The sequence below is a fragment of the Streptomyces roseus genome, assembly GCF_001044425.1.
In the GTDB taxonomy this organism is placed as follows: Bacteria; Actinomycetota; Actinomycetes; order Streptomycetales; family Streptomycetaceae; genus Streptomyces; species Streptomyces roseus.
Window position 1 is genome coordinate 1 of the sequence record NZ_LFML01000062.1, and the last position, 25,926, is coordinate 25,926.

Below are 25,926 nucleotides of genomic sequence, written 5' to 3' on the forward strand. Positions count from 1 at the left end.
CAGGGGGGACCCTGTGGGAGAGTAGGACGCCGCCGAACAATCATTGTGGGAAAGCCCCGCACCTTCTGGTGCGGGGCTTTTCTGCGTTCTGGGCCCCTGCGGGGTCCTGTAGGGTCATGAGGCATCGTTCGTACGTTCAACAGTGGAGGCCCCCGGGTGGAGGTCCAGGAGACTCGGGTTCAGACGGACCGAATTTTCACCATTCCGAACATCCTGAGCATGGCTCGCCTCGCCGGCGTGCCCCTGTTCCTGTGGCTGATTCTGGAGAAGCACGACGGCTGGGCACTGGCCGTGCTCATGCTGAGCGGGATCAGTGACTACCTCGACGGCAAGCTGGCGCGCCGCTGGAATCAGATCAGCAACCTCGGCCGGCTGCTGGACCCGGCCGCGGACCGGCTGTACATCCTCTCCACGCTCTTCGGCCTCACCTATCGCGAGATTCTGCCGCTGTGGCTCACCGGGGCACTGGTGGCGCGTGAGCTGATGCTGCTGGTCATGGTCTGGATCCTGCGCCGGCACGGCTATCCGCCGCCCCAGGTCAACTTCCTCGGCAAGGCCGCGACCTTCAACCTGATGTACGCCTTCCCCCTGCTGTTGCTCAGTGACGGTACGGGTTGGTTGGCCTGGATGGGGTCAGTTTTCGGATGGGCGTTCGCCGGATGGGGTACAACCCTCTATTGGTGGGCAGGAATCCTTTACGTGGTGCAAGTCCGCCGACTCGTGAAGGCGGACACCACGGCCGATTGAGCTCACTCGGCGTGGGACTGACGCGGAGGAGTTGCGGAGTCACCGCCCGGGACGGGTGAGGTCGGCGAGAACGTCGTCTCCCGAGGAGGACTCTTCCGACATGAAGGCCGTCGTGATGGCCGGTGGCGAAGGCACCCGCCTTCGCCCCATGACCTCGAGCATGCCCAAGCCGCTCCTGCCGGTGGCCAACCGGCCGATCATGGAGCACGTGCTCAGGCTGCTCAAGCGGCATGGGCTCAGCGAGACCGTTGTTACCGTCCAGTTCTTGGCGTCACTCGTCAAGAACTACTTCGGTGACGGCGAGGAGCTCGGTATGGAGCTCACCTATGCCAACGAGGAGAAGCCACTCGGCACTGCCGGCAGCGTGAAGAACGCCGAGGAGGCCTTGAAGGACGATGCTTTCCTCGTCATTTCCGGCGATGCGCTCACCGACTTCGACCTCACCGATCTCATCCGCTTCCACAAGCAGAAGGGCGCACTCGTCACGGTGTGCCTGACGCGGGTACCGAATCCGCTGGAATTCGGCATCACCATCGTGGACGAGGAAGGCAAGGTAGAGCGCTTCCTCGAAAAGCCGACCTGGGGCCAGGTGTTCTCGGACACCGTCAACACCGGCATCTACGTGATGGAGCCCGAGGTCTTCAATTACGTGGACCCGGACGTCCCGGTGGACTGGTCCGGCGATGTCTTCCCGCAGCTGATGAAGGAAGGCCGGCCGATCTACGGCTACGTGGCCGAGGGCTACTGGGAGGACGTCGGCACGCACGAGAGCTACGTCAAGGCGCAGGCCGACGTACTCGAAGGCAAGGTCCAGGTGGAGATGGACGGCTTCGAGATCTCGCCTGGCGTGTGGGTCGCCGAGGGCGCCGAGGTCAGCCCGGACGCCGTGCTCCGCGGGCCGCTGTACATCGGGGACTACGCCAAGGTCGAGGCCGGCGTGGAGATCCGCGAGCACACCGTGGTCGGGTCGAACGTCGTCGTGAAGAGCGGGGCCTTCCTGCACAAGGCCGTCATCCACGACAACGTCTACATCGGGCCCCACAGCAATCTGCGCGGCTGCGTCATCGGCAAGAACACCGACATCATGCGGGCCGCCCGGATCGAGGACGGCGCCGTCATCGGTGACGAGTGCCTGGTCGGTGAGGAATCGATCATCCAGGGGAACGTGCGCGTCTACCCCTTCAAGACGATCGAGGCCGGTGCCTTCGTCAACACGTCGGTCATCTGGGAGTCCCGCGGTCAGGCGCATCTTTTCGGCGCTCGCGGCGTCACCGGCATCCTGAACGTGGAGATCACCCCCGAGCTGGTGGTCCGGCTGGCCGGCGCGTACGCGACGACCCTGAAGAAGGGCGCGACGGTCACCACGGCCCGTGACCACTCCCGTGGCGCGAGAGCGCTCAAACGGGCGGTGATCTCGGCGCTGCAGGCCAGCGCGATCAACGTGCGCGACCTGGAGAACGTACCGCTGCCCGTGGCGCGGCAGCAGACGGCCCGCGGTACGGCGGGCGGGATCGTGGTCCGCACCTCGCCCGGCGTGCCGGATTCGGTCGACATCGTGTTCCTGGACGAGCGGGGAGCGGACCTCTCGCTGCAGCAGCAGCGCAAGCTCGACCGCGTGTACGCGCGCCAGGAATACCGGCGTGCCTTCCCCGGCGAGATCGGCGACCTCCAGTTCCCGGGCAGTGTCTTCGACGCCTATACGGGTTCGCTGCTACGGCGGGTGGACACGAGCGGCGTCGCCGATTCCGGGCTCAAGGTGGTCGTGGACGCCTCGAACGGCAGCGCCGGACTCGTCCTGCCCAGCCTGCTGGGCCGGCTCGAAGTGGACGCGCTGACGATCAATCCGGGGCTCGACGAGTCCCGGCCGACCGAGACCGCGGAGTCCCGGCGGGCCGGGCTGGTGCGGCTCGGGGAGATCGTGGCCTCGGCGCGGGCCGCCTTCGGAGTGCGCTTCGACCCGGTGGGCGAGCGGATCTCCCTGGTGGACGAGCGCGGGCGGATCATCGAGGACGACCGGGCCCTGCTGGTCCTGCTCGACCTGGTGGCCGCGGAGAAGCGCAGCGGCAAGGTGGCGCTGCCGGTGACCACGACCCGGATCGCCGAGCAGGTGGCGGCGTACCACGGCACGCAGGTGGAGTGGACGACGACCTCGCCCGACGACCTGACGCGCGTGGGCCGGGCGGAGAACACGATCTTCGGCGGAGACGGGCGGGGCGGCTACATCGTTCCGGAGTTCAGCAGCGTCTTCGATGGATCCGCGGCGTTCGTCCAGCTGATCGGCCTGGTGGCACGGACACAGCTCACGCTGAGCCAGATCGATGCGCGGATACCGCGAGCCCATGTACTCAAGCGGGACGTGCCGACCCCGTGGGCGGTGAAGGGGCTCGTCATGCGGCGGGTCGTGGAGGCGGCCGGGGACCGGCAGGTGGACACCACCGACGGTGTGCGGGTCGTCGAGGCCGACGGGCGGTGGGCGCTGGTCCTGCCGGACCCGGCGGAGGCGGTCACCCACCTGTGGGCCGAGGGTCCCGACGACGCGTCCGCGCAGGCACTGCTGGACGAGTGGGCGGCCGTGGTGGACGGCGCCGGCCAGTGAGCCACGGCGGCTGACGGAAGAGAGCGGTCCGGTGGGCAGGGCGCGGAGGACGTCGCGTCGTGTCCACCGGACGGGCGCATTCGATATGGGCGGCGCCGACATGCGACGATGAGCGGCATGTCGCAGCCGCCCCACAACCGGAGTTCGGCGCCGGCGCCTCCCGCGCGCCCGGACGCGTCCATGTCGCTGCTGACGCACGTGATGGACCACAGTCTCGACGAGGGCTACGCGGAGGCGTCGGCCCGGCGCGAGGCGGACGGCACCGCGGGTCTGCCGCGCAACCTGAAGGCCAAGCTGGCGCTCGCCGGCGGACTGGTGCTCGCCGCGATGGTCGTCACGCTGGGTGCCGCCCAGGCGCGGGTGGCGGCGCCGGTGCTGGCCAAGGAGCGCCAGGAACTGATCGACCGGGTGCAGCGGGCCGACGAGCACGCCGACGGCCTGGAGCGGGACATCGAGCGGCTGCGGGAGAACGTCGCGAGCCGCCAGCGCGAGGCGCTCAAGCAGCACGGCGGGGACCAGGGGCAGCTCGTGGCGTTGCTGTCCGGTGCGACGGAGGTCCAGGGGCCGGGCCTGAAGCTGGTCGTCGACGACGCGAAGGGCTCCTCCTCCGGCGGTGGTGGCAAGCCGCGCGAGAACGCGGGGTTCTCGGACACCGGCCGGCTGCGGGACCGGGACATGCAGAAGATCGTCAACGGGCTGTGGCAGTCCGGGGCCGAGGCCATCTCGATCAACGGGCAGCGGCTGACGGCGTTGTCGGCGATCCGGGCCGCGGGTGACGCGATACTGGTCGACAACAGGCCGCTGGTGCCGCCGTACGAGGTGCTGGCGCTGGGGGACAAGAAGCGGCTCGGGACGGCGTTCCAGGACTCCGCGGACGGCCAGTACCTGCACGCCCTCCAGGAGAACTACGGGATCCGCGCCACCTCCTCCCCGGCGGACGGGCTGCGGCTGCCTGCCGCGTCAAGCCTCACCGTACGCACAGCCACAGCAGAAGAGCCGAAGAAGGGTGCATCGTGATCGCGGTACTGGGCCTGGTGGCCGGAGTGGTGGTCGGACTTCTGGTCAGGCCCGAAGTGCCGGCCGTCGTCGAGCCTTATCTGCCGATCGCCGTGGTGGCGGCGCTGGACGCGGTGTTCGGAGGTCTGCGCGCGATGCTGGACGGCATCTTCGTCGACAAGGTCTTCGTGGTGTCGTTCCTGTCGAACGTGGTCGTCGCCGCGCTGATCGTCTTCCTCGGCGACAAGCTGGGCGTCGGCTCGCAGCTGTCCACCGGTGTGGTCGTGGTCCTGGGCATCCGCATCTTCTCCAACGCCGCGGCCATCCGCCGGCACGTGTTCCGGGCGTGAGGCCGATGAGTACGAACGACAACCCGCCCGAGGAGCCGATGGGCTCGGAGCTGCCGCCCCACGAAGAGCCGGCGCGGCCCGCCGGGCCCGCGGCGGCCGGTGGCGGGGCGCAGCCCGAGAAGCCCGGCGCGCCCGCGCGCAGCGGTCGGCAGCGGCTGGTGGAGGCGGTGTGGCCGCCGCGCGTGAGCCGGGCCCAACTGATCGTCGCGCTGCTCCTGTTCGTCCTGGGACTGGGCCTGGCGATCCAGGTGCGCTCGAACAGCGACTCCAGCGCGTTGCGCGGGGCCCGCCAGGAGGACCTCGTACGGATCCTCGACGAGCTCGACGGGCGGACCAAGCGCCTGGAGGACGAGAAGCAGCGTCTGGAGGACCAGCGCAAGGAGCTGGAAAGCAGCTCGAACCAGGCCGAGGAGGCGCGTCGGCAGACGGTCGAGAAGGAACGCCAACTCGGGATCCTGGCCGGTACGGTGGCGGCGCAGGGGCCGGGCATCGTCTTGAAGATCACCGATCCCACGGGCCAGGTGCAGTCGGACCAGCTGCTGGACACCCTCCAGGAGCTGCGGGCGGCCGGGGCCGAGGCGATCCAGGTCAACGGTGTGCGCGTCGTGGCGAGCTCTTTCTTCTCGGACGAGGGCGGCGGGATCGGGATCGACGGTAAGAAGATCACACAGCCTTATGAGTTCAAGGTGATCGGCAAGCCGCAGGACCTGGAGCCGGCTCTGAACATTCCCGGCGGTGTCGTGCAGACGCTGGAGAAGGAACAGGCCACCGTCGCCGTCACACGACCGGCGAAGATCGTTGTGGATGCCTTGCGGGCTGCGAAGCAGCCTGACTACGCTCGGTCGTCATCGTCGTGACGCGGGACGGAGCGCGGACGGGCTCACGCGGGCTGATGCCTGCGGGGGGTCGACGCACGGAAGTCGTGCCGCGTGGTGGAAACTGTCTGGTGGTTACGGACGTTGTGAGAATGTCCGGGTCGGCAGGTTGTGCATTCGGAGTTCGTCCTGCCCCACGGGCGGGTCTGTTTCGTTCAAGGGGAATCGCCCGTGAAGTTGTTTGAGAAGTTGTTCGGCAAGAAGAACCGCGAGGAAAGCGGTGCTGCCAAGCACCGTGCGGGGCAGTCGGAGGTGGAAGGTCAGGGCGACCGGCCCCTCTTCCGTGACGAGGTCGCCGGCGCGGGGGATGTTTCGGGCGCGCCGGGCGCGTCGTCTGTTGACCCTGCCGGTTCCGGGCGCATAGGTTTCGGTGAACCATCAACCTCAAGTTCGGGTGGAGGGTTTGCCCCCGACCCGTATGCCACCAATGCCTCCGCGGGGCAGCCGCGGCGCGAGGAGCCGTCCATGTCGGCCGAGCAGGTTTGCAGCAGGTGCGGACACCGCAGCGATGCGGCCAGCCGGTTCTGCTCCAACTGCGGCGCGCCGCTGCGGGCGGGTCTGACGCCGGAGCGTGCCTCGGAGACCACGTCCACGATCTCGATCTCGGGCCTGGAGGCCTACGAGGCCGAGGTGTCGGGGCAGCAGCACGTGTCGTCCTCGCTGTCCCCCGAGGCCCAGGCCGCGGTGGAAGCTCTGCCTCCGGGTTCCGCCCTGCTCATCGTGCGGCGCGGCCCCAACTCCGGCAGCCGCTTCCTGCTGGACGGTGAGCTGACCACGGCGGGCCGGCACCCCCAGAGCGACATCTTCCTGGACGACGTGACGGTCTCCCGGCGGCATGTCGAGTTCCGCAGGAGCCAGGACGGCGGCTTCACCGTCTCCGACGTCGGCAGCCTCAACGGCACGTACGTGAACCGCGAGCCGATCGACTCGGTCGCCCTGCACAACGGCGACGAAGTGCAGATCGGCAAGTACCGGCTGGTCTTCTACGCGAGCCTGCGGGGCATCTGATCCTCCCCCTGGGATGCGCCCGGGGGGTTCCCCGCCCGGGTTCCGCCTGGGGGGCCCGCACCTCCGGACTCCGTCCGGGGGACACCCCCAGAGGGAAGGTCCCATGCTGCGCATCCCCACCGGCGGTGCCCCGAAGAGCGGCACCGCCGGCAGCGCCGGCTCGGCCGGGCGGCTGGTGAGCATCGGCACGGTGCTCACGCTGCTGCGCGACGAGTTCCCCGAAGTCACCATCTCGAAGATCCGCTTCCTGGAGGCCGAGGGGCTCGTCGAGCCCCGGCGCACACCTTCGGGATACCGCAAGTTCAGCACCGACGACGTCGAGCGGCTGGCCCGGATCCTGCGGTTGCAGCGGGACCACTACCTGCCGTTGAAGGTGATCCGCGAGCAGCTCGACGCGCTCGCCCGCGGTGAGCAGATCCGTATCCCTTCGCCCACGGCGCACGGGGATTCCGTCGACCCCGCGAGTCCTTGCGCCGTGTACGGCGAGGTGGGCCGGGAGCGGCCCGCCGCGGCCCGGGTGGGGCGCGCCGAGCTGATCGCCGCGGCCGAGGTGGACGAGGCCCAGCTCGCCGAGTGGGAGTCGTACGGGCTGATCGGCGAGGCCCCGGGCGGCGGATTCGACGCCGAGACGGTCACCGTGGCCCGCCTGGTGGCGGATCTGGGCCGCTTCGGGCTGGAACCGCGCCACCTGCGGGCGATGAAGGCCGCCGCGGACCGCGAGGCGGGTCTGGTGGAGCAGGTCGTTGCACCGTTGCGCCGCCACCGCAACCCGCAGACCAGGGCGCACGCGGAGGCCACCTTGAAAGAGCTCGCCGGACTTTCCGTACGGCTCCACGAGGCCTTGGTACAGACGGCTCTCGGGGTCCGTCTGCACTGACCTCGGGGATCCCGGAGGGGGCCCGACTACCCAAACCTGCCGAGCAGGTCCTAGGGTTGCTGTGTGAACGAGCTCGACGTTGTGGGTGTCCGGGTGGAAATGCCCTCCAACCAACCGATCGTGCTCCTGCGTGAAGTGGGAGGCGACCGGTACCTCCCCATCTGGATCGGACCGGGGGAGGCGACCGCCATTGCCTTCGCGCAGCAGGGCATGGCCCCTGCCCGCCCGCTGACGCACGACCTGTTCAAGGACGTGCTGGAGGCGGTCGGTGAGGAGCTCACCGAGGTCCGGATCACGGATCTGCGGGAGGGCGTCTTCTACGCGGAGCTTGTCTTCGCCAGCGGGGTCGAGGTGAGCGCGCGGCCTTCCGACGCCATAGCGCTGGCCCTGCGTACCGGGACGCCGATCTACGGGAGCGACGGCGTGCTGGACGACGCCGGAATCGCCATTCCGGACGAGCAGGAGGACGAGGTGGAGAAGTTCCGCGAGTTCCTCGACCAGATCTCTCCGGAGGACTTCGGCACCGGCCCGCAATGAGCGGCCGGCCGCGTCGGCCGTGCCTTTCACGCCGCGTCTCCGCGGGGAGCATCAGCCCATTCGGATAGCCCTTCCCCGGCACAGGACACGGGAAACCACTCTCAGGGTGATTATCACTCGGCGTGCCGAGTGTGGCGATCGTTGACGCACCCCTGGTGACTGCCTACCTTCGAGGGGGCAGGTCAAGGACGGAGGGTCGGCGTGAGAGTCACGGGCGACGGTACGACCGGGGGCATCCCCGTGCGGAGTGACGGTGGGCCGTACCCGCTCCACGGCAGTACGGCGGGATCTCCGCGCCGTCAGCCGGACAGCACGCCGGTCGCGCCGGTGGGAGCGGACCCGGCACCCGAGCAGGTCGGCTACCGGGGACCGACCGCGTGCGCCGCGGCGGGCATCACGTACCGCCAGCTGGACTACTGGGCGCGGACCGGGCTCGTGGAGCCCACGGTGCGCCCCGCGAGCGGATCGGGGACGCAGCGCCTCTACAGCTTCCGGGACGTGGTGGTCCTCAAGATCGTCAAGCGCTTCCTTGACACCGGGGTGGCGCTCCAGAACATCCGCACCGCGGTCCAGCACCTGCGCGACCGCGGTTTCTCGGACCTGGAGCGCATGACGCTGATGAGCGACGGCGCCACCGTGTACGAGTGCACCTCGCCGGACCAGGTCGTGAGCCTGCTCCAAGGCGGGCAGGGCATCTTCGGCATCGCCGTGGGCGTGGTCTGGCGCGACGTGGAGAACGCGCTCTCGCAGCTGCACGGCGAGCGGGTCGACACCGGTGAGACGGTGGTCGGCCACAACCCGACGGACGAGCTGGCGGCGCGGCGCAACCGGGCCGGCTGAACGCGCTTTCCGGCGCGGCCCGAGGACCTGGGCCCGGCCCCGGCCGAATGTCAGTGGCATGAGGCAGCATCGGGGCTGTGAGAGCCGCGCCGACCATCCTGCATCTGGACATGGACGCCTTCTACGCTTCCGTGGAGCAGGCGTCGAAGCCGAGCCTGCGCGGCAAGGCCGTGATCGTCGGCGGCCTCGGGCCGCGCGGAGTCGTCGCCACCGCTTCGTACGAGGCGCGGCGCTTCGGGGTGCATTCGGCGATGCCCACGGCCCAGGCGCGCCGGCTCTGCCCGAACGGCGCGTACCTGATTCCCCGCTTCCGGCTGTACCAGGCGGTCAGCGAGGTGGTCATGGGGCTGCTGCGGGAGCTGTCCCCGCTCGTGGAGCCCCTCAGCCTGGACGAGGCCTTCGTGGACCTGGAGGCGGGCGGGACCGCCTTCGACGCGAAGAGCGCCCGGGAGACGGGCGAGCGGCTGCGGGCGGACATCCGGGCCGTGACGGGCCTGAGCGGGTCCGTGGGACTGGCGGGATCCAAGATGCTGGCCAAGGTGGCGTCCGAGGAGGCCAAGCCGGCCGGACTGCTGCTGATCGAACCGGGCACCGAGCGGGAGCTGCTCGCCCCGATGTCGGTGCGGACCCTGCCCGGGGTCGGGCCCGTCACCGGGGAGCACCTGCGGCGGGCCGGGATCACCACGGTCGGGGAGCTGGCCGAGGCCGGTGAGGACGAGCTGGTCCGGATGGTCGGGCGCTCGCACGGGGTCGGGTTGTACCGGATGGCGCTGGGACTGGACGACCGGCCGGTGGTCGCCGAGCGCGACGCGAAGTCGGTGTCGGTGGAGGACACCTTCGACGTGGACCTGCACGACCGGGTGCGCATCCGCACCGAGGTGCAGCGGCTCGCCGACCGGTGCGTGCAGAGGCTGCGCGGTTCGGGCCATTCGGGTCGCACGATCGTGCTGAAGGTGCGGCGGTACGACTTTTCCACGCTGACCCGTTCCGAGACGCTGCGGGGGCCCACGGACGACCCCGCGGTGGTGCGCGAGGCTGCGGCGCGGCTGCTGGAGGCCGTGGACACCACGGGCGGGGTACGGCTCCTCGGGGTGGGTGTGACAGGCCTGGCGGACTACACGCAGGAGGACCTGTTCGCGCAGTCGATGGCCGCGGAGGAGGCGGCGGCGGAGGCGGCGGCCGCGGGGACCGCCGCCGGGGCCGACGCGGAGGGCGTCGCGGTACCCGGGGAGGTTGAGCCGGACGGGGCGGCGCGGGCCGGTGAGCCTTCGGGGTCAGCAGGGGCTGGAGGGGCTGGAGGGCCCGCCGGGAACGTGGAGGCCCAAGGGCCGGGTGGGGAGCCCGAGGCGGCTCCGGAGCGGCGCTGGGCGGCCGGGAGCGACGTCCTGCACGCCACCTACGGGCCCGGCTGGGTGCAGGGCAGCGGGGTCGGGAGGGTGACCGTGCGTTTCGAGCAGCCCGGAACGCCCCCGGGCCGGGTGCGCACCTTCCGGGTGGACGACCCCGAGCTGGAGCCCTCCGATCCGCTGCCCCTCGTAGGCCTGGGGCAGGCCGGTCCAAAGGACACGGCTTAGGAGGATTCCTCCCCGTTCGCCCCGTTCGCCCCGTTCGCCAGGCGGCCGAAGTCGCGGCGGATGTCCGACGGGAGGGAGACGTCCAGGCCGTAGTGGTGGTAGAGCTGGAGTTCCTGTTCGGGGGAGAGGTGGCGGCCGACGCCGAAGTCCGGGGCGTCCTTGATGAGGGAACGCTCGAAGGGGACCCGCAGGGTGTCGTCGACGACCTCGCTCGGCTCCAGCGGGACGAACGCGTCCCGGCTGAAGAGGCCCGTCCTGACGGCGGCCCACTCGGGCACGCCCGTGGCATCGTCGAGGTACACCTCGTCGACGGTGCCGATCTTGGTTCCGTTGCGGTCGAACGCCTTGCGGCCGATCAGGCTGCGCGGATCGATGTCGGTCTGCACGGTCCCTCCATATGGTCGCAACTCCTGCGTAATGACTACAGAAGGGCATTTCCGCAGCGCGGGCCACTCGAAGCGGGGGCCAGAACCTCGCTGGTAGGCTGGGTGATGGCTGTTGACCCTGTGCGGGAGAGTCCTCCGAGTGAGTACGACGGAGGCGCCGAAGGAGCAAATCCTCCCCGGAATCTCTCAGGCATACGTACCGCACGTGACGAGGCCACTCTGGAAAGCAGGGGCGGGTACCGGGCGCGCAGTGCCGGTTCCCCTCCTCACCGACGGTGAAAGCCGGAGTCAGCGGGCCACCCCCGCGACCTCCGGTGAAGCTCTCAGGTTGAGATGACAGAGGGGGAGGCCGTCCGGGTGCCCGCGCCGTGGTGCCCCTCGCAGGTCGTACGACCCAGGAGGCCTCCGTACATGACCGCCAACCGCATTCCGCTCTCCCAGCTGGAGCGAGGCATCCCCTTCGAGCAGCGCCACATCGGCCCGGACGCCGAGGCGCAGGCGAAGATGCTCGCCCACGTGGGCTACGGCTCGCTGGACGAACTGACCGCTGCCGCGGTACCGGATGTGATCAAGAGCGCCGAGGCGCTGAACCTGCCCGAGGCGCGGACCGAGGCCGAGGTGCTGGCCGAGCTGCGCACGCTCGCCGACCGCAACCAGGTCCTCACCCCGATGATCGGGCTCGGCTACTACGGGACCTTCACCCCGCCGGTGATCCTGCGCAACGTGATGGAGAACCCGGCCTGGTACACGGCGTACACGCCCTACCAGCCGGAGATCTCGCAGGGCCGCCTGGAGGCGCTCCTCAACTTCCAGACCGTCGTCGCCGACCTCACCGGCCTGCCGACCTCCGGCGCCTCCCTCCTCGACGAGGGCACCGCGGCCGCCGAGGCCATGACGCTGGCCCGCCGCGTCGGCAAGTCCAAGGGCAACGTCTTCCTCGTCGACGCCGACGCGCTGCCGCAGACGATCGCCGTGATCGAGACCCGCGCCGAGCCGATCGGCATCGAGGTCGTCGTCGCCGACCTGTCCGAGGGCATCCCGGCCGAGATCGCCGAGCGCGGCGTCTACGGCGTGCTCCTCCAGTACCCGGGTGCCTCCGGCGCCGTACGGGACATCAAGCCGGTCATCGACGAGGCGCACGAGCTCGGCGCGATCGTCGCCGTCGCCGCCGACCTGCTCGCGCTGACCCTGCTGACCTCCCCGGGCGCCCTCGGCGCCGACATCGCCGTCGGCACCACCCAGCGCTTCGGCGTCCCGATGGGCTTCGGCGGTCCGCACGCCGGCTACATGGCCGTCCAGGACAAGCACGCCCGCTCGCTGCCGGGCCGCCTCGTCGGCGTCTCCGTGGACGCGGACGGCAACAAGGCCTACCGCCTCGCCCTGCAGACCCGTGAGCAGCACATCCGCCGCGAGAAGGCCACCAGCAACATCTGCACCGCGCAGGTGCTGCTCGCCGTCATGGCCGGCATGTACGCCGTCTACCACGGCCCGGACGGCCTGCGGACGATCGCCCGCCGTACGCACCGCTACGCGGCCCTGCTCGCGGCCGGTCTCACGGCCGGCGGGGTCGAGCTCGTGCACGGCTCGTACTTCGACACCGTCACCGCCCGGGTGCCCGGCAAGGCCGCCGAGGTCGTCGCCGCCGCCCGCCGGGGCGGGGTCAACCTGTTCCAGGTCGACGCCGACCACGTCTCCGTCTCCTGCGACGAGACCACGCTGCGCGCCGGGATCGAGGCCGTGTGGGCCGCCTTCGGCGTGAGCGCCGACATCGAGGCGCTGGACGAGACCGCGGCCGACGCGCTGCCCGAGGGCCTGCTCCGCTCGGACGAGTACCTCGCGCACCCCGTGTTCCACCAGCACCGCAGCGAGACCGCGATGCTGCGCTACCTGCGCAAGCTGGCGGACAAGGACTACGCGCTGGACCGCGGCATGATCCCGCTGGGCTCCTGCACCATGAAGCTCAACGCGACCACCGAGATGGAGCCGGTCACCTGGCCCGAATTCGGCCAGCTGCACCCGTTCGCCCCGGTCGAGCAGGCCGAGGGGTACCTCACGCTCATCACCGAGCTGGAGGAACGTCTCTGCGAGGTCACCGGCTACGACAAGGTCTCCATCCAGCCGAACGCCGGCTCCCAGGGTGAGCTCGCCGGCCTGCTGGCCGTCCGCGCCTACCACCGGGCGAACGGCGACGAGCAGCGCACCGTGTGCCTCATCCCGTCCTCCGCGCACGGCACCAACGCCGCCAGCGCCGTGATGGCCGGCATGAAGGTCGTCGTCGTCAAGACCGCCGACGACGGCGAGGTGGACGCGGCCGACCTGCGCGCCAAGATCGAGCAGTACCGCGACGAGCTCGCCGTGCTGATGATCACGTACCCCTCGACGCACGGTGTGTTCGAGGAGCACGTCGCCGACATCTGCGCCCAGGTGCACGAGGCCGGCGGTCAGGTGTACGTGGACGGCGCCAACCTCAACGCCCTGGTGGGTCTGGCCAAGCCGGGTCACTTCGGCGGCGACGTCTCGCACCTGAACCTGCACAAGACCTTCTGCATCCCGCACGGCGGCGGCGGCCCCGGCGTCGGACCGGTCGGCGTCCGGGCGCACCTGGCCCCGTACCTGCCGAACCACCCGCTCCAGCCCACCGCGGGCCCGGAGACGGGCGTCGGCCCGATCTCGGCCGCCCCGTGGGGCTCGGCCGGCATCCTGCCGATCTCCTGGTCGTACGTGCGCCTGATGGGCGGCGAGGGCCTCAAGCGCGCCACCCAGGTGGCGGTGCTGGGCGCGAACTACATCGCCAAGCGCCTGGAGCCGCACTACCCGGTGCTCTACACCGGCCCGGGCAACCTGGTCGCGCACGAGTGCATCATCGACCTGCGCCCGCTGTCGAAGGCGACCGGCGTCAGCGTCGACGACATCGCCAAGCGCCTGATCGACTACGGCTTCCACGCGCCGACGATGTCCTTCCCGGTGGCCGGCACGCTGATGATCGAGCCGACGGAGTCCGAGGACCTCGCCGAGATCGACCGCTTCTGCGACGCGATGATCGCCATCCGCGGCGAGATCGAGCGGGTCGCGGGCGGCGAGTGGCCGGTCGACGACAACCCGCTGGCCAACTCCCCGCACACGGCGGCGGCGCTGGGCGGCGAGTGGAACCACCCGTACAGCCGCGACGAGGCGGTCTTCCCGGGCGGGGTCACGGCGGCGGAGAAGTACTGGCCGCCGGTGCGCCGCATCGACGGTGCCTTCGGCGACCGCAACCTGGTCTGCTCCTGCCCGCCGCTGGACGAGTACGACAACTGACACATTCGTATGAAGTGACGGCATGACGAGGGGCCGGCCCGGGAGAATCATTCCCGGGCCGGCCCCTCGTCTTTCTCTCCCGCTCCGTTCCCGTTCAGTGCTGTCGCCGGCTAGGCCGCCTTCATCACGTGCACCGCCGCGAGCGGGCGGTGCGGGGCGATGATCTGGCCGTCCGGCAGCAGCTCACCGGTGTCCTCGAAGAGGAGGACGCCGTTGCACAGCAGGCTCCAGCCCTGTTCCGGGTGGTTGGCCAACGGCTTGGCGGCCTCCCGGTCGGCGGAGTCGGCTGACGGGCACGCTGGCTGGTGCTGGCACATGGATGCGTTCTTTCGCTGCGGTGTGGTCTGTGTGCTGCGGCTCGATGCTTTGTTCATGGCCGCCCCCCGTATCAACGTCTTGGTTCGGTCAGGGTCCCAGTGTTGCCCTCCGGAGTTGCGTCCGCAGGGATTTCCGGGCAGCTGTCCTCATAGATTGATGACGCATCACCCGTGCGGGCGGTTCAGGTCAACTCCCCTGTCATTTCGGGTGGTTCGGGGGTGGTCCGGCTGGGCTAGGCCGAATGGGTCGTACGGACCACCGGCAGGGAACGCACCTGCTCAGCGCCGCCGCACCGCGGCCCGGAGCCCGCTCAGGCGGCCGGCGCGGCCAGCGACGGAGGGACCGGCGGGCTCGGCGGAGTGAGCCGGTGGGTCAGCACGGGCAGCAGTTCGGAGACCGGGTGCGGCCGGTAGGGGGCGATGCCGGGCGGGGCCGGTGCCAGCGGGATCAGCAGGTCCGCGGCGGCCGGGAGCCCGGCGGAGGCGTCGGCTCCGACCGCCCCGTGCAGCCACAGCGTGAGCATGTACAGCTCCGGTACGGACAGCAGCCGCGGCTGGTAGCTCTTGCCGAGGGACTCCGCCTGACGCAGGGCGCGTTCGGTGGCCGCGACGTAGGGGCCCTCGAAGAAATGGGAGAAGACCCAGCCGTCCGGGGTCAGCCGCGTGTCCGCGGCGGCGACGTAGCGGTCGTCGCTGCGGATCAGGAACCGCCAGGCGGTCAGCCGGGTGCGGGGCGGGCGGCCGCCCGCTGCCAGCTGGGACATGCTCAGCCGGTCCAGGACGTGGACCGGCAGCGGCAGTTCGGCGGTCAGCGCGCCCTGCAGGGCGCGCAGGGCCGGAGTGTGCGCCTCGTGGACGGCGGTGGGGGAACCGAGTGCCGCGAGGACGCTGCGCAGGGCGGGCGCGGGAGCCGGAGGGACATGCAGCGGCATGGTGGGTCGCCTCTCACTTGGGAGACCTGTGGATCGGGGCAGGTGCGGACGGCGCTGTCGCATTCTGGGGCCAGAGGGGGGCTGAGGGGCAATGGCCGCGCGCCAACTCTCTGCCTCGTTTGCGGAGTTTATACGACATGTGTTCACGCAGTGTTTCGGCTAGCTGTCCCGGCTATTGCCGACAAGTCGCTTACCGGTCCCGCTGTCATGGCTTTCATGCCGCTTGCGCGCGAACATGTCACGCTGACCTCGGAGGTTACCGGACGGGGGCTCGGCTGGAAAGCGTCCATTATCCGGAAGCGGCAAAACCCATGCGGAATTTGCGTACGACGCCTTGCCAAGTGAATGTGCCATAGCGCCCTTCGGCCAAACCGGCGCGCGCTCCCCGCCACGCACGCCCCCTCGGCGTTATGGATCTCGCCTCCGGGGCATCATCGACCGTACACGCGCGCCTGGGTGGTACGGGCCGGGCGCAATCGAGGAGGGACGCTCCGATGGGGGAGAAGGTCGTGGCGGGCGGATTCGACCTGTCCGATCGGCAGAGGTATCGGAGGAAGCTCCACGAGTGCCTGGAGGGGCTGGAGCGGCTTCTGGCGGAGAAGAGGTTCGACCGCCCCAAGAACATGATGGGGCTGGAGATCGAGCTGAATCTGGCGGGTTCCGACGGATTGCCGAGGATGGTGAATGCGCAGGTTCTGGAGCGGATAGCGAGCCAGGATTTCCAGACCGAACTCGGAATGTTCAACCTGGAGGTGAACGTACTCCCGCACCGCCTCGGCGGCCGGGTATTCGACCAGCTCGCCGAGGAACTGAGCGCGGGTCTCGGCTACGCGCACCGGCAGGCCGCGGAGATCGACGCCGGGGTGGTGATGATCGGCATCCTGCCGACGGTCACCCGCTCCGACCTGGTCACCGCCAACCTCTCCGCCGTGGACCGTTACTCGCTGCTGAACGAGCAGATCCTGATGATGAGGGGCGAGGACTTCCTGCTCGACATAGACGGGGTGGAGCGGCTCACCTGGAGCACCGGGTCGATCGTCCCGGAGGCCGCCTGCACCTCCGTACAGCTGCACCTGCAAGTGACGCCCGGGCGGTTCGCCGACGTGTGGAACGCGGCGCAGGCGGTGACGGCCGTGCAGATAGCCGTCGGCGCCAACTCGCCGTTCCTGTTCGGGCGCGAGCTGTGGCGCGAGTCGCGGCCGCCGCTGTTCGCCCAGGCCACCGACACCCGCCCGCCCGAGCTGCAGGCCCAGGGGGTCCGGCCGCGGACCTGGTTCGGGGAGCGCTGGGTGGAGTCGGCGTACGAGCTCTTCGCCGAGAACGTCCGGTACTTTCCGGCCCTGCTGCCCATCTGCGACGAGGAGGAGCCGCTGCGCGTGCTCGCCGAGGGCGGGGTGCCGAGCCTCCAGGAGCTGGTCCTGCACAACGGCACGGTCTACCGGTGGAACCGGCCCGTCTACGGGATCGCCGACGGGGTGCCGCACCTGCGGGTGGAGAACCGGGTGCTGCCGGCCGGCCCGACGGTCGCCGACGTCGTGGCGAACGCCGCCTTCTTCTACGGGCTGGTCCGCACGCTCGCCGACGAGCAGCGCCCCGTGTGGACGCGGCTGCCGTTCGCCGAGGCCGAGGCCAACTTCGACGCGGCCTGCCGGTACGGGATCGACGCGCGGCTGCGCTGGCCGCGCCGCGGCCGCGGCGGCGGGCTGGCGAGTGTCTCCGCCGTACGGCTGGTCCTGGACGAGCTGCTGCCGATGGCGGCGGCCGGACTGGACGCGTGGGGCATCGAGCCCGCCGACCGCGACCACTACCTCGGCATCATCGAGGAGCGCTGCCAGCGGCGGGTCAACGGGGCGACCTGGCAGGTGGACACCTACCACCGGGCGCTGGCGTCCGGGATGGAACGGGACGAGGCGCTGGCGGCCGTCACCCGGCGCTACAGCGAGCTGATGCACAAGGGCGACCCGGTGCACACCTGGCCGGTCGGGCCGGCGGAGGAGGAGGTGAGCGCGGCGGTTCCGGCGCGGCGCTGATCCCGCGGGCCGCCCGACCGCGCCGGGTCCGGTGATCCGCTTCCCCCGCCGAGGAGGCAGTATGGGGTGGACGGAGCGGAACGGCGGGACGGGAGTCTGACGTGCGGACGGAGCCGGAGCCGGTGGTCAAGGCGTTGCACGACGACGGGCGCTCCATGCTGCGCACCGAGACGCTGCTCGTGCTGGCGCTGTCGCTGGGGGCGAGCGCCGTCTCCTCGCTGATCAGCTTCATCGGTTCGCTGACCAAGCCCGGCGGCCTCAAGGACCAGGCCGCCACCTTGAACGGCTCGTACGCCCCCGGCCGGCCCTGGCTGGACCTGGCCTGGCAGCTGTTCGGCATCGGCACCGCCCTGGTGCCGGTGCTGCTGGTCGCCCACCTGCTGACCCGGGAGGGCGTGCCGGGGCTGCGCGCACTCGGATTCGACCGCAGCCGGCCCGGCTGGGACCTGGGGCGCGGAGCCCTGGTGGCGGCCGGGATCGGCAGCGCGGGGCTGGCCTTCTACCTGGGGGCCCGGGCGAGCGGGTTCAACCTGACGGTGGTGCCGGAAGCGCTGCCCGACGTGTGGTGGAAGTTCCCCGTACTGATCCTCTCCGCGGTGCAGAACTCCGTGGTGGAGGAGGTCATCGTGCTGGCGTACCTGCTGCGCCGCCTCGACCAGCTGGGCTGGTCGCCGACGGCCGCACTGCTGGCCAGCTCGGTGCTGCGCGGCTCGTACCACCTCTACCAGGGCATCGGCGGGTTCATCGGCAACATGGTGATGGGCGCCGTCTTCGTCCTCGCCTACCGCCGCTGGGGCCGGGTCATGCCGCTCGTGGTCGCGCACGCCCTGCTCGACGTCGTGGCCTTCGGCGGGTACGCGCTGCTCGCGGGCAAGGTGGGCTGGCTGCCGACGCCGTAGCCGGGTTCCGGGTCCCGGGTTCCGGCCTAGGGGAGGGGGCGGGCGAGCAGTTCGCCGTCGATGACGGTGACCGCGTGGCCGGTCAGGAGCGTACGGTCGCCCGCCGGCCTGACCGCGACGAGTCCGGTGCGCGCGCCGCCCTGGAGGCCGACGAGCGAGGTACGGCCCAGCCGGGCGGCCCAGAACGGGGCGAGCGCGGTGTGGGCGCTGCCGGTGACGGGGTCCTCGTCGATCCCGAGGGCCGGGAAGAAGCCGCGCGAGACGAAGTCGTACCCGCGCGAGGGATCCTCGGCGGCCGCGGTGACGATCACCCCGCGGCGCGAGTGGCCGCGCAGGGCGGCGTGGTCGGGGGCGAGCTCCCGTACGGCTCGCTCGTCCACCAGCTCGACGAGCAGGTCGCCGACGTGCTCGGACGTGTCGTGGACGGACCGGATCTCGGCGCCGAGGGCCCTGCGTACGACGGGATCCGCCGCCACCGGCGTCAGCGAGGACGTCGGGAAGTCCATGGTGATCGAGCCGTCCTCGGCGGCCTCGGCGGTCAGGACGCCGCACCGCGCGGAGAACCGGATCAGCCCCCGTGCCAGGCCGCTCGTCGCGATGACGTGCGCCGTGGCGAGCGTGGCGTGGCCGCACATGTCGACCTCGGAGGCCGGGGTGAACCAGCGCAGCGCCCAGTCGGCTTCGCCGCCGGGCGGCAGGGGGTGGGCGAAGGCGGTCTCGGAGAGGTTGACCTCGGCGGCCACCTGCTGGAGCCAGGCGTCCGGAGGGAATCCGCCCTCGAGGAGGAGGACCCCGGCGGGGTTTCCGCGGAAGGGGCGGTCGGTGAAGGCGTCGACGACACGGAGGCGCATGAACCGACCGTAGGGCCGCTTCGCGATCGCCGACAAAGGCCAATCGCGGATGACTGGCCTGGTCAAGGACGTGTTCGGTACGAGTTTCCGATATATCGTTGACGTGTCGCGATGGGTCAGCGATAGTGGAGGCATCGCAAGAGCGATGACGGGAAACCGAAAGACGAAAGGAGCGCAGCCATGCGTTCTCACGGACAGCACGACCACGGACAGCACGAGCACGGACGGGGCCACGGCCACTGCGGGCCCGATCGTCGGGAGGAGTTCACGGGGCGGCGCGCCGCCTTCGGCCCGTTCGGACCGCCCTTCGGAGGCGGCCCCTGGGGCGGGCGCGGCGGACGCGGCGGACCGCGCGGCCGGGCCCGGCGCGGAGACGTGCGCGCCTCGATCCTGGCGCTGCTCAAGGACCGGCCGATGCACGGCTACGAGATGATCCAGGAGATCGGCGAACGCAGCGGCGGGGCCTGGAAGCCCAGCCCCGGATCGGTCTACCCGACCCTCCAGCTGCTGGAGGACGAGGGGCTCATCACCAGCGAGAGCGAGGGCGGCAAGAAGCTGTTCACGCTCACCGACGCGGGCCGCACCGAGGCCGAGTCCGGCGCGGAGGCCCCTTGGGCCGACGCCGGGCGCGGGTTCGACTTCGAGGCGATGCACGAGGTCCGGACGGCCGGGATCGGTCTGTTCGAGGCTTTCGGCCAGGTCTTCAAGACCGGTTCGCCCGAGCAGCGCGAGAAGGCCCTCGCGGTCATCAACGACGCCCGCAAGAAGCTCTACCTGATCCTGGCCGACGAGCACTGAGCCGGCCCGCGGCAAAGAAACGGCGCGCCCCGCGAGTCCACTCGCGGGGCGCGCCGCCGTACGCGGGTACCCGCCCGGGAAGGGGCCGGGGGCCGGGCGGCCCGTAGTCAGGGCTGGGGCCGGGGTCGGGCGGGGCCGTCAGGCGACCAGGCCGGCCAGCTTGCGCAGCGATTCGTTGAGGGCGGCGGAGGCCGAGTCCTTGAGCTTGCCCGCCATGAGGGAGACGGCGGCCCCGTTGAACTCCCCGTCGATGCGGACCGTGGTGGCCGCGCCGTCCGGGATCAGGGTGTACCGGGTGAGGATGGCCACGCCCATCGGGCCCTTGCCCGTGATGGCGAAGAGGCGCTCGTCCTCCAGCTCCGAGACGGTCCAGGCGACCTCGGCCGGGAACCCCATCATCTTCATGTTCTCCGCGAAGGTCGCCCCGACCGCGAGGGTCTCGGGGCCGCCCCCGGGGAAATTGGTGTGGGTCATGCTCCACTCGCCGTACGCCGCCCAGTCCGTCAGCTGGGCCCAGACCTTCGCGGCGGACGCCTCGATGCGTGATTCCGCGGTCACTTCGGCCATGCGGCCACCCCTTCTCGTCGGGTACGTGCGGCGGAAGGTAGCCCTGGCGGGCGGAACATTCAATACTGACGGGCTGTCAGAAACGATCCGCCCGGTCACGCCCGGTCCCGGATCCGTCTCAACAGGTGTCACGCCCATGACGGTCCTGACCGGCCCTGCCATGATGGCCCGATGCAAGCGTCAGGGAGAAACGCCGGACTGGGCCTCGCGCTCGTCTCGGCCGTTGCGTTCGGTGGTTCCGGTGTGGCGGCGAAGCCGCTGATCGAGGCGGGTCTCGACCCCCTCCACATGGTCTGGCTCAGGGTGGCCGGGGCGGCGCTGGTGCTGTCCCCGCTGGCCTGGCGCCACCGGGGGCTCCTGGCGCGCAAACCCCTGCTGCTCGCCGGCTTCGGGATCGTCGCCGTCGCGGGTGTGCAGGCCTTCTACTTCGCGTCCCTGTCCCGGATCCCGGTCGGCGTGGCCCTGCTGCTGGAGTACCTCGGCCCGGCGCTGCTGCTCGGCTGGATCCGCTTCGTACAGCGCAAGCCGGTGACCCGGGCCGCCGCGGCCGGCGCCGCCGTCGCCGTCGTGGGGCTGGCCTGCGTCGTGGAGATCTGGTCCGGACTGAGCCTGGACCCCCTCGGCGTGCTGCTCGGCCTCGCCGCCGCCTGCTGCCAGGCCTTCTACTTCGTGTTCGCGGACCACGGCGCGGGCGACGGGGCCGAGGGCGAGGTACCCGACCCGATCGGTGTGATCGCGTACGGCATGCTCGTCGGGGCGCTGGTGATGACGGTGATCGCCCGACCGTGGCGGATGGACTGGCAGGTGCTGGGCGGGCAGGCCTCGATGGGGGACCTGAGGGTGCCCGCGTGGGTGCTGCTCGCCTGGGTGGTGCTGATCGCGACCGTCTTCGCGTACCTGACCGGCGTGGTCTCGGTGCGCAAGCTCTCGCCCCAGGTGGCCGGTGTCGTGGCCTGCCTGGAGGCGGTGGTGGCCACCGTGTTCGCCTGGATCCTGCTGAACGAGCACCTCTCGACCCCACAGATCATCGGCGGTGCGCTGGTCCTGGGCGGGGCGTTCATCGCGCAGTCCGCGCGGCCCACCCCGCCGGGAGCGGCCGATCCGGAGGCGGTCGTTCTGGACCGCGAGACGACGAGGGCCTAGAGTGACGATCGTGCATTCGACTGTGCTTCCGCCTCCCGCCGCGTAGCCGCGGGCAGCTGCCCCTGTGACGAGGATCCGGCCCGGAGAGTTCCCGGGCGGGTCCGCGCTGCCCGCGAAGAGATGACCTTTACCTTCATCCTTCACGCATGCGCGGAGCACACTCGTGTCGAATCCTTCGCCCGCTTCCGGGCGCAGTCTGTCGTACCTCGTCGTCGCCGGAGCCGCCTGGGGCACCGCCGGAGCGGCCGCTTCCCTCCTCTTCCTGGCCAGTGACCTGGGCCCGCTCGCCCTGTCGTTCTGGCGCTGCGCCGGCGGCCTGGTGGTGCTGCTCGGGGTCCTCGCCGTACGCCGGCCCCGGGGTGCGGCGGCCGCCGCCCGGGCCGCGGCGCGGCCGTCGGCGGCCTCGCTCATCGGGACCGGCCTGATGTTCACGCTCTTCCAAGCCGCGTACTTCGGGGCCGTGCGCGAGACCGGCCTGGCGGTCGGCACCGTGGTCACCCTGGGCGCCGGACCAGTGCTGATCGCGGTCGGGGCGCGCTACTGGATGGGCGAGCGGCTGGGCCGGGGCGGTGTGGCCGCCGTCGTGGGGGCGCTCGCCGGGCTCGCCGTGCTCGTCCTGGGCGGCGGGGGAGGCGAGGTGCGGCCGCTCGGCGTCGGCTGGGCCCTGCTGTCGGCCGCCGGGTACGCTGGGATGACCCTGCGGGCCCGTTCGCTGGGCCGGCGCGGAGCGGGCGGGGACCCGCTGGTCACCACCGCCTGGTCGGTCGCGGTGGGCACGGTGTGCCTGCTGCCGCTCGCCGCGGCGGAGGGGCTGTGGCCGCACACCGCCGAACTCGGGCGGGTGCTGTGGCTGCTGGTGTACGTGGCCACGGTGCCGACGGCGCTGGCGTACGCGCTGTACTTCACCGGGGCCGCCGCGGTGCGGGCCGCGACGGTGTCCGTGATCATGCTGATCGAGCCGGTCAGCGCGGCCGGGATCGCCGTCCTGGTGCTGGGGGAACGGCTGACCGGCGCCGTGGTGCTGGGCACCGTACTGCTGCTGGCGGCGGTCGGTGCGCTGATCGCCGACGAGGCCGGGCAGGGCGGGGGCGGCCCCGCGGGCGGGCCGGAGGTGCGGCCCGCCCGGGAGCCCCGTGAGCCGTATGGGGTGGCCGAGACGGGGGAGCCTCGTGAGCCGGATGAGCCCCGTGACCCCCGCCGGGCTCAGAGCGCGGCGAGGTAGTCCGGAACGGCGACCCCGGGGGTCAGGTCGTCGGCCGGGATCGGGGCGCCGTGCACCGGCGCCACCGGGACCACGCCCGACCAGTAGGGCAGGCCCAGGTCCTCGGGCTCGTCGTTGGGGCCGCCCGTACGGATCTTCGCCGACACCTCGGTGAGGTCGAGGCGGATCACCGCGGTGGCGGCGAGCTCCTTGGCGTTGGCGGGCCGGGAGTCGGCGGAGCGGCCGGGAACCACGTGGTCGACGAGGGCGTCGAGGGCCGTCCGGCGCTCGGCCTCGTCGGTCACCTGGTGGGCGATGCCGTGCACGACCACCGAGCGGTAGTTGATCGAGTGGTGGAAGGCGGAGCGGGCCAGCACCAGGCCGTCCACGTGCGTCACGGTCAGGCAGACGGGCAGTCCCGGGTCGGTCTGGCCGGCGGCGAGCAGCGGGCGGGAACCGGTCGAGCCGTGGACGTAGAGGGTCTCGCCGACGCGCCCGTACAGGGTCGGCAGGACCACCGGGGCGCCGTCGCGCACGAAGCCGAGGTGGCAGACGTACGCCTGGTCGAGTATCGCGTGGACCGTCTCGCGGTCGTAGCGGGCTCGCTCGCGGGAGCGGCTCGGGACGGTGCGGCCGGTGGGCTCGTAGCCGCCGCCGGTCACCCCGGCCGTCTCGCTCGTCCCGGCCGTCTCGGGAACCTCTTGCGTGTCGGTCGTGGCGGTCATGGTGCGTTCTCCATTGTATTAGTGCATACTTGGCTTTGTGCTAGGAGAGTATCGGATCACAGGGCGTCGCGCATCGGACATCGCGGCGAGTGTCGAGGCGGGCGTCGGATCGGGCGCCCTGGTCCCGGGAGCGCTGCTGCCGCCCATGCGGGAGCTCGCGGCCGGGCTCGGGGTGAACCCGAACACCGTCGCCGCGGCCTACCGGACGCTGCGCGAGCGCGGGGTCATCGAGACCGACGGGCGCCGCGGCAGCCGGGTGCGCGGCAGGCCGGCCACCGCCCCGCGCGACGAACTGCGGGTGGCGGTGCCGCCCGGGGTGCGGGACGTCGCGTCCGGCAACCCGGACGTCCGGCTGCTGCCCGGGCTGGAGGGGGCCCTGGCCGAGGCGGCCCGGCGGCACGCGCAGGCGCCGACGCTGTACGGGGACGCCCCGGTGGTGCCGGAGCTGGAGCGGCTGGCCCGGGCCGACTTCGACGCGGACGGGGTGCCCGGCGGGCCGGTGGGGGTGACCTCGGGCGCGTTGGACGGGATCGAGCGGGTACTGGCCGCGCACCTGCGGCCGGGGGACGCGGTGGCGATCGAGGACCCGGGCTGGGGGAGCGTGCTGGACCTGGCGGCGGCGCTGGGGCTGCGGGTCGTCCCGGTGGCGGTGGACGACGACGGGCCACTCGTCTCCGCGGTGGAGCGGGTGCTCGGGGAAGGCGCGCGGGCGCTGCTGGTGACGGCGCGGGCGCAGAACCCGACCGGGGCGGCGGTGAGCGCCGAGCGGGCGGCGCAGCTGCGCGCCGTGCTGGCGCGCCATCCGCAGGTGCTGGTGGTCGACGACGATCACGGGCACGCCATCGTGGACCTGCCGCTGCACTCGCTCGGCGGGGTGACCCGGCACTGGGCGCTGGTCCGCTCGACGGCGAAGGCGTACGGGCCGGACCTGCGGCTGGCGGTGCTGACCGGCGACGCCGTGACGCTGGACCGGGTACGGGGGCGGCAGCGGCTGGGCCCGGGGTGGGTGAGCCGGCTGCTCCAGTACGCGGTGGTCGAGCTGTGGAGCTCGGGGGCGGTGGACCGGGCGGCGGTCGCGCGCTCCTACGCGGAGCGCCGGGACGCGCTGGTCGCGGCGCTGCGGGAGCGGGGCGTCGCGGCGCACGGGCGCAGCGGGATGAACGTGTGGGTGCCGGTCGCCGACGAGACGGGGGCCGTGACCCGGCTGCTGGCCGCGGGCTGGGCGGTGGCGCCGGGCAGCCGGTTCCGGGTGGTCTCGGGGTCGGGCGTACGGATCACGGTGTCGGGCGTCCGGCCCGGCGAGGTGGCGGGGCTCGCGGAGGCGGTGGCCGCGTCGGTACGCCCTGCGGCGGGCGGCCGCTTCGACTGACCGCCCGCCGCCGCGTCCTCCCGTACCGGTTCAGCGGCGGCGGGTCTGGGTGAGCGCCGCCCCCGCGAGGACGATCGCCGCGCCCACCGGGGTGTTCCAGTGGAGCTGCTCGCCGAGGAGCAGGACGCCCGCCGTGGTGGCGATGACCGGGATGAAGTACGTGACCATCTGGGCCGTGGTCGGGCCGACCTCCGTCACCAGCCCGTACTGCATCTGCAGCGCCATCCCCGTGCCCAGGGCGCCGAGCGCCATCACCGACAGCGTCGGCCAGAGGGGGAACGAGGCCGGGGCCGAGGTGAACGCGGCGCTGACCGCCAGCAGTTGCAGCGTGGACACCATCAGCTGCGCGCCGGTCAGCGCCACCGGGGAGCCCGGGACCGAGGCCAGCGTGCGCCGGACGTAGATCCAGCCGACCGGGTAGCAGAGCGAGGCGAGCAGGGCGAGCGCGGTGCCCCTGGCGTCGATGCCCGAGAAGCCCTGCCAGGCGCCGAGGACCGTCAGGACGCCGAGGAAGCCCAGACCCAGGCCGGCGAAGCGCCGGCGCGTGGGGCGGTCTTCGGACAGGGCCACCAGCGACAGCGCCATGCCCCACAGCGGCGAGGTCGCGTTGCAGATCCCGGCCAGGCTCGACGGGATGCTCAGCTCGGCGTACGCGAACAGCGAGAAGGGGGCGGTGTTGAGCAGGAGCGCCGCCACGAACAGGTGGGCCCAGGTGCGGCGGCCGCGGGGGAGCGGCTCGCGGCGGACCAGGAGCACGGCCAGCAGGGCGAGCGCCCCGAAGAACACCCGCCCGAGCGCCACTTGGAAGGGGGCGTAGGCCTCGGTGCCCACCTTGATCAGCAGGAAGCTGAAGCCCCAGACCACCGAGAGGACCGCGAAGCGGATCCGCCAGTCCACCCGGGCGGTGCGGGCGGCGGTGACCGGCGGGGGGAGGGTGAGGTCAGGGGCGGGACGAGGGGTGGCGGGTGCGCTCATGAGGAGAACTCTGCTCCGCTCAACTACGTAGGACAA

Annotated in this window: 24 protein-coding genes and 1 riboswitch; of the genes, 17 read left to right on the top strand and 7 right to left on the bottom strand. The window is 71.6% G+C overall.

Going from position 1 to position 25,926, the window contains the following annotated elements:
* The first annotated feature begins 156 nt into the window (after positions 1-156).
* From clsA to ACS04_RS16395, 10 genes are all read left to right on the top strand, one after another.
* Complete coding sequence (clsA, locus tag ACS04_RS16350; RefSeq protein WP_048477354.1) at positions 157-747, top strand: cardiolipin synthase ClsA; 591 nt, start codon at positions 157-159, stop codon at positions 745-747.
* A 100-nt stretch (positions 748-847) separates the two neighbouring features.
* Positions 848-3,343, top strand: coding sequence for a mannose-1-phosphate guanyltransferase (locus ACS04_RS16355; RefSeq protein WP_048477355.1), 2,496 nt, complete (start codon positions 848-850; stop codon positions 3,341-3,343).
* Positions 3,344-3,451: 108 nt separating this feature from the next.
* Positions 3,452-4,360 carry a DUF881 domain-containing protein gene (locus tag ACS04_RS16360; RefSeq protein WP_209441705.1) on the top strand — a complete coding sequence of 303 codons (909 nt, stop codon included), beginning with the start codon at positions 3,452-3,454 and terminating at the stop codon, positions 4,358-4,360.
* Positions 4,357-4,689 carry a small basic family protein gene (locus ACS04_RS16365; protein WP_030158423.1) on the top strand — a complete coding sequence of 111 codons (333 nt, stop codon included), beginning with the start codon at positions 4,357-4,359 and terminating at the stop codon, positions 4,687-4,689. The genes ACS04_RS16360 and ACS04_RS16365 overlap by 4 nt, the downstream gene beginning before the upstream one ends.
* A gap of 38 nt (positions 4,690-4,727) precedes the next feature.
* Positions 4,728-5,546, top strand: a complete 819-nt coding sequence (locus tag ACS04_RS16370) for a DUF881 domain-containing protein (protein WP_245236417.1) — start codon at positions 4,728-4,730, stop codon at positions 5,544-5,546.
* A 483-nt stretch (positions 5,547-6,029) separates the two neighbouring features.
* The gene (locus tag ACS04_RS40045) at positions 6,030-6,572 is read left to right on the top strand and encodes an FHA domain-containing protein (protein WP_048477358.1); all 543 of its coding nucleotides are present in this window, start codon (positions 6,030-6,032) and stop codon (positions 6,570-6,572) included.
* A 103-nt stretch (positions 6,573-6,675) separates the two neighbouring features.
* The gene (ftsR, locus tag ACS04_RS16380; RefSeq protein ID WP_209441707.1) at positions 6,676-7,449 is read left to right on the top strand and encodes a transcriptional regulator FtsR; all 774 of its coding nucleotides are present in this window, start codon (positions 6,676-6,678) and stop codon (positions 7,447-7,449) included.
* Between the two features lie 63 nt (positions 7,450-7,512).
* On the top strand, positions 7,513-7,986 hold the full coding sequence (locus tag ACS04_RS16385) for a bifunctional nuclease family protein (RefSeq protein ID WP_007262890.1): 474 nt from the start codon (positions 7,513-7,515) through the stop codon (positions 7,984-7,986).
* Between the two features lie 201 nt (positions 7,987-8,187).
* Positions 8,188-8,826: a MerR family transcriptional regulator gene (locus ACS04_RS16390; RefSeq protein WP_078864844.1), complete on the top strand. Its 639-nt coding sequence runs from the start codon at positions 8,188-8,190 to the stop codon at positions 8,824-8,826.
* 77 nt (positions 8,827-8,903) lie between these two features.
* Positions 8,904-10,400 carry a DNA polymerase IV gene (locus tag ACS04_RS16395; RefSeq protein ID WP_048477360.1) on the top strand — a complete coding sequence of 499 codons (1,497 nt, stop codon included), beginning with the start codon at positions 8,904-8,906 and terminating at the stop codon, positions 10,398-10,400.
* Here ACS04_RS16395 and ACS04_RS16400 read toward each other — a convergent pair.
* Positions 10,397-10,786, bottom strand: coding sequence for a PRC-barrel domain-containing protein (locus tag ACS04_RS16400; RefSeq protein WP_048477361.1), 390 nt, complete (start codon positions 10,784-10,786; stop codon positions 10,397-10,399). The genes ACS04_RS16395 and ACS04_RS16400 overlap by 4 nt on opposite strands.
* 113 nt (positions 10,787-10,899) lie before the next feature.
* Positions 10,900-10,998, top strand: a riboswitch (glycine riboswitch).
* 199 nt (positions 10,999-11,197) lie between these two features.
* Here ACS04_RS16400 and gcvP point away from each other — a divergent pair.
* A complete protein-coding gene (gene gcvP, locus ACS04_RS16405) occupies positions 11,198-14,083 on the top strand; it encodes an aminomethyl-transferring glycine dehydrogenase (protein ID WP_048477362.1) in 2,886 nt (961 codons plus the stop codon).
* Positions 14,084-14,193: 110 nt separating this feature from the next.
* On the opposite strand, the gene ACS04_RS16410 is transcribed toward gcvP, so the two are convergent.
* Together ACS04_RS16410 and ACS04_RS16415 are read right to left on the bottom strand one after the other, a co-directional pair.
* A complete protein-coding gene (locus tag ACS04_RS16410; protein ID WP_048477363.1) occupies positions 14,194-14,400 on the bottom strand; it encodes a DUF5999 family protein in 207 nt (68 codons plus the stop codon).
* Positions 14,401-14,711: 311 nt separating this feature from the next.
* Positions 14,712-15,332 (bottom strand): hypothetical protein, encoded by a 621-nt coding sequence (locus ACS04_RS16415; RefSeq protein WP_048477364.1) that lies wholly within the window; start codon positions 15,330-15,332, stop codon positions 14,712-14,714.
* 494 nt (positions 15,333-15,826) lie between these two features.
* Between ACS04_RS16415 and ACS04_RS16420 the strand changes: the two genes are divergently transcribed.
* Complete coding sequence (locus ACS04_RS16420; protein WP_048477365.1) at positions 15,827-17,362, top strand: glutamate-cysteine ligase family protein; 1,536 nt, start codon at positions 15,827-15,829, stop codon at positions 17,360-17,362.
* Positions 17,363-17,517: 155 nt separating this feature from the next.
* Positions 17,518-18,261 (top strand): CPBP family intramembrane glutamic endopeptidase, encoded by a 744-nt coding sequence (locus ACS04_RS16425; RefSeq protein ID WP_107438626.1) that lies wholly within the window; start codon positions 17,518-17,520, stop codon positions 18,259-18,261.
* Between the two features lie 26 nt (positions 18,262-18,287).
* Here the strand turns inward: ACS04_RS16425 and ACS04_RS16430 are convergent, their stop codons facing one another.
* Positions 18,288-19,112: a PhzF family phenazine biosynthesis protein gene (locus ACS04_RS16430; RefSeq protein ID WP_048477367.1), complete on the bottom strand. Its 825-nt coding sequence runs from the start codon at positions 19,110-19,112 to the stop codon at positions 18,288-18,290.
* Between the two features lie 180 nt (positions 19,113-19,292).
* On the opposite strand from ACS04_RS16430, the gene ACS04_RS16435 reads away from it, so the two are divergent.
* On the top strand, positions 19,293-19,910 hold the full coding sequence (locus tag ACS04_RS16435; protein ID WP_048477368.1) for a PadR family transcriptional regulator: 618 nt from the start codon (positions 19,293-19,295) through the stop codon (positions 19,908-19,910).
* Positions 19,911-20,048: 138 nt separating this feature from the next.
* On the opposite strand, the gene ACS04_RS16440 is transcribed toward ACS04_RS16435, so the two are convergent.
* Positions 20,049-20,477, bottom strand: coding sequence for a type II toxin-antitoxin system Rv0910 family toxin (locus tag ACS04_RS16440; RefSeq protein WP_048477369.1), 429 nt, complete (start codon positions 20,475-20,477; stop codon positions 20,049-20,051).
* A 171-nt stretch (positions 20,478-20,648) separates the two neighbouring features.
* Here ACS04_RS16440 and ACS04_RS16445 point away from each other — a divergent pair, with 171 nt between their 5' ends.
* A complete protein-coding gene (locus tag ACS04_RS16445; RefSeq protein WP_048477370.1) occupies positions 20,649-21,620 on the top strand; it encodes an EamA family transporter in 972 nt (323 codons plus the stop codon).
* 163 nt (positions 21,621-21,783) lie between these two features.
* On the top strand, positions 21,784-22,842 hold the full coding sequence (locus tag ACS04_RS16450; protein WP_078864846.1) for a DMT family transporter: 1,059 nt from the start codon (positions 21,784-21,786) through the stop codon (positions 22,840-22,842).
* Here ACS04_RS16450 and ACS04_RS16455 read toward each other — a convergent pair.
* Positions 22,824-23,546 (bottom strand): pyridoxamine 5'-phosphate oxidase family protein, encoded by a 723-nt coding sequence (locus ACS04_RS16455; RefSeq protein WP_048477371.1) that lies wholly within the window; start codon positions 23,544-23,546, stop codon positions 22,824-22,826. The genes ACS04_RS16450 and ACS04_RS16455 overlap by 19 nt on opposite strands.
* 37 nt (positions 23,547-23,583) lie before the next feature.
* Here ACS04_RS16455 and ACS04_RS16460 point away from each other — a divergent pair, with 37 nt between their 5' ends.
* On the top strand, positions 23,584-24,915 hold the full coding sequence (locus tag ACS04_RS16460) for an aminotransferase class I/II-fold pyridoxal phosphate-dependent enzyme (protein ID WP_078864847.1): 1,332 nt from the start codon (positions 23,584-23,586) through the stop codon (positions 24,913-24,915).
* Between the two features lie 30 nt (positions 24,916-24,945).
* On the opposite strand, the gene ACS04_RS16465 is transcribed toward ACS04_RS16460, so the two are convergent.
* Positions 24,946-25,890 carry a DMT family transporter gene (locus tag ACS04_RS16465; RefSeq protein WP_107438624.1) on the bottom strand — a complete coding sequence of 315 codons (945 nt, stop codon included), beginning with the start codon at positions 25,888-25,890 and terminating at the stop codon, positions 24,946-24,948.
* Positions 25,891-25,926 lie beyond the last annotated feature (36 nt).

Coding starts and splice junctions, on each gene's coding strand:
- ACS04_RS16355 (WP_048477355.1), top strand. CDS start 848: ATGAAGGCCGTCGTGATGGCCGGTGGCGAAGGCACCCGCCTTCGCCCC.
- ACS04_RS16360 (WP_209441705.1), top strand. CDS start 3,452: ATGAGCGGCATGTCGCAGCCGCCCCACAACCGGAGTTCGGCGCCGGCG.
- ACS04_RS16370 (WP_245236417.1), top strand. CDS start 4,728: ATGGGCTCGGAGCTGCCGCCCCACGAAGAGCCGGCGCGGCCCGCCGGG.
- ACS04_RS40045 (WP_048477358.1), top strand. CDS start 6,030: ATGTCGGCCGAGCAGGTTTGCAGCAGGTGCGGACACCGCAGCGATGCG.
- ftsR (WP_209441707.1), top strand. CDS start 6,676: ATGCTGCGCATCCCCACCGGCGGTGCCCCGAAGAGCGGCACCGCCGGC.
- gcvP (WP_048477362.1), top strand. CDS start 11,198: ATGACCGCCAACCGCATTCCGCTCTCCCAGCTGGAGCGAGGCATCCCC.
- ACS04_RS16410 (WP_048477363.1), bottom strand. CDS start 14,400: ATGTGCCAGCACCAGCCAGCGTGCCCGTCAGCCGACTCCGCCGACCGG.
- ACS04_RS16415 (WP_048477364.1), bottom strand. CDS start 15,332: ATGCCGCTGCATGTCCCTCCGGCTCCCGCGCCCGCCCTGCGCAGCGTC.
- ACS04_RS16420 (WP_048477365.1), top strand. CDS start 15,827: ATGGGGGAGAAGGTCGTGGCGGGCGGATTCGACCTGTCCGATCGGCAG.
- ACS04_RS16425 (WP_107438626.1), top strand. CDS start 17,518: ATGCTGCGCACCGAGACGCTGCTCGTGCTGGCGCTGTCGCTGGGGGCG.
- ACS04_RS16430 (WP_048477367.1), bottom strand. CDS start 19,112: ATGCGCCTCCGTGTCGTCGACGCCTTCACCGACCGCCCCTTCCGCGGA.
- ACS04_RS16435 (WP_048477368.1), top strand. CDS start 19,293: ATGCGTTCTCACGGACAGCACGACCACGGACAGCACGAGCACGGACGG.
- ACS04_RS16440 (WP_048477369.1), bottom strand. CDS start 20,477: ATGGCCGAAGTGACCGCGGAATCACGCATCGAGGCGTCCGCCGCGAAG.
- ACS04_RS16445 (WP_048477370.1), top strand. CDS start 20,649: ATGCAAGCGTCAGGGAGAAACGCCGGACTGGGCCTCGCGCTCGTCTCG.
- ACS04_RS16455 (WP_048477371.1), bottom strand. CDS start 23,546: ATGACCGCCACGACCGACACGCAAGAGGTTCCCGAGACGGCCGGGACG.
- ACS04_RS16465 (WP_107438624.1), bottom strand. CDS start 25,890: ATGAGCGCACCCGCCACCCCTCGTCCCGCCCCTGACCTCACCCTCCCC.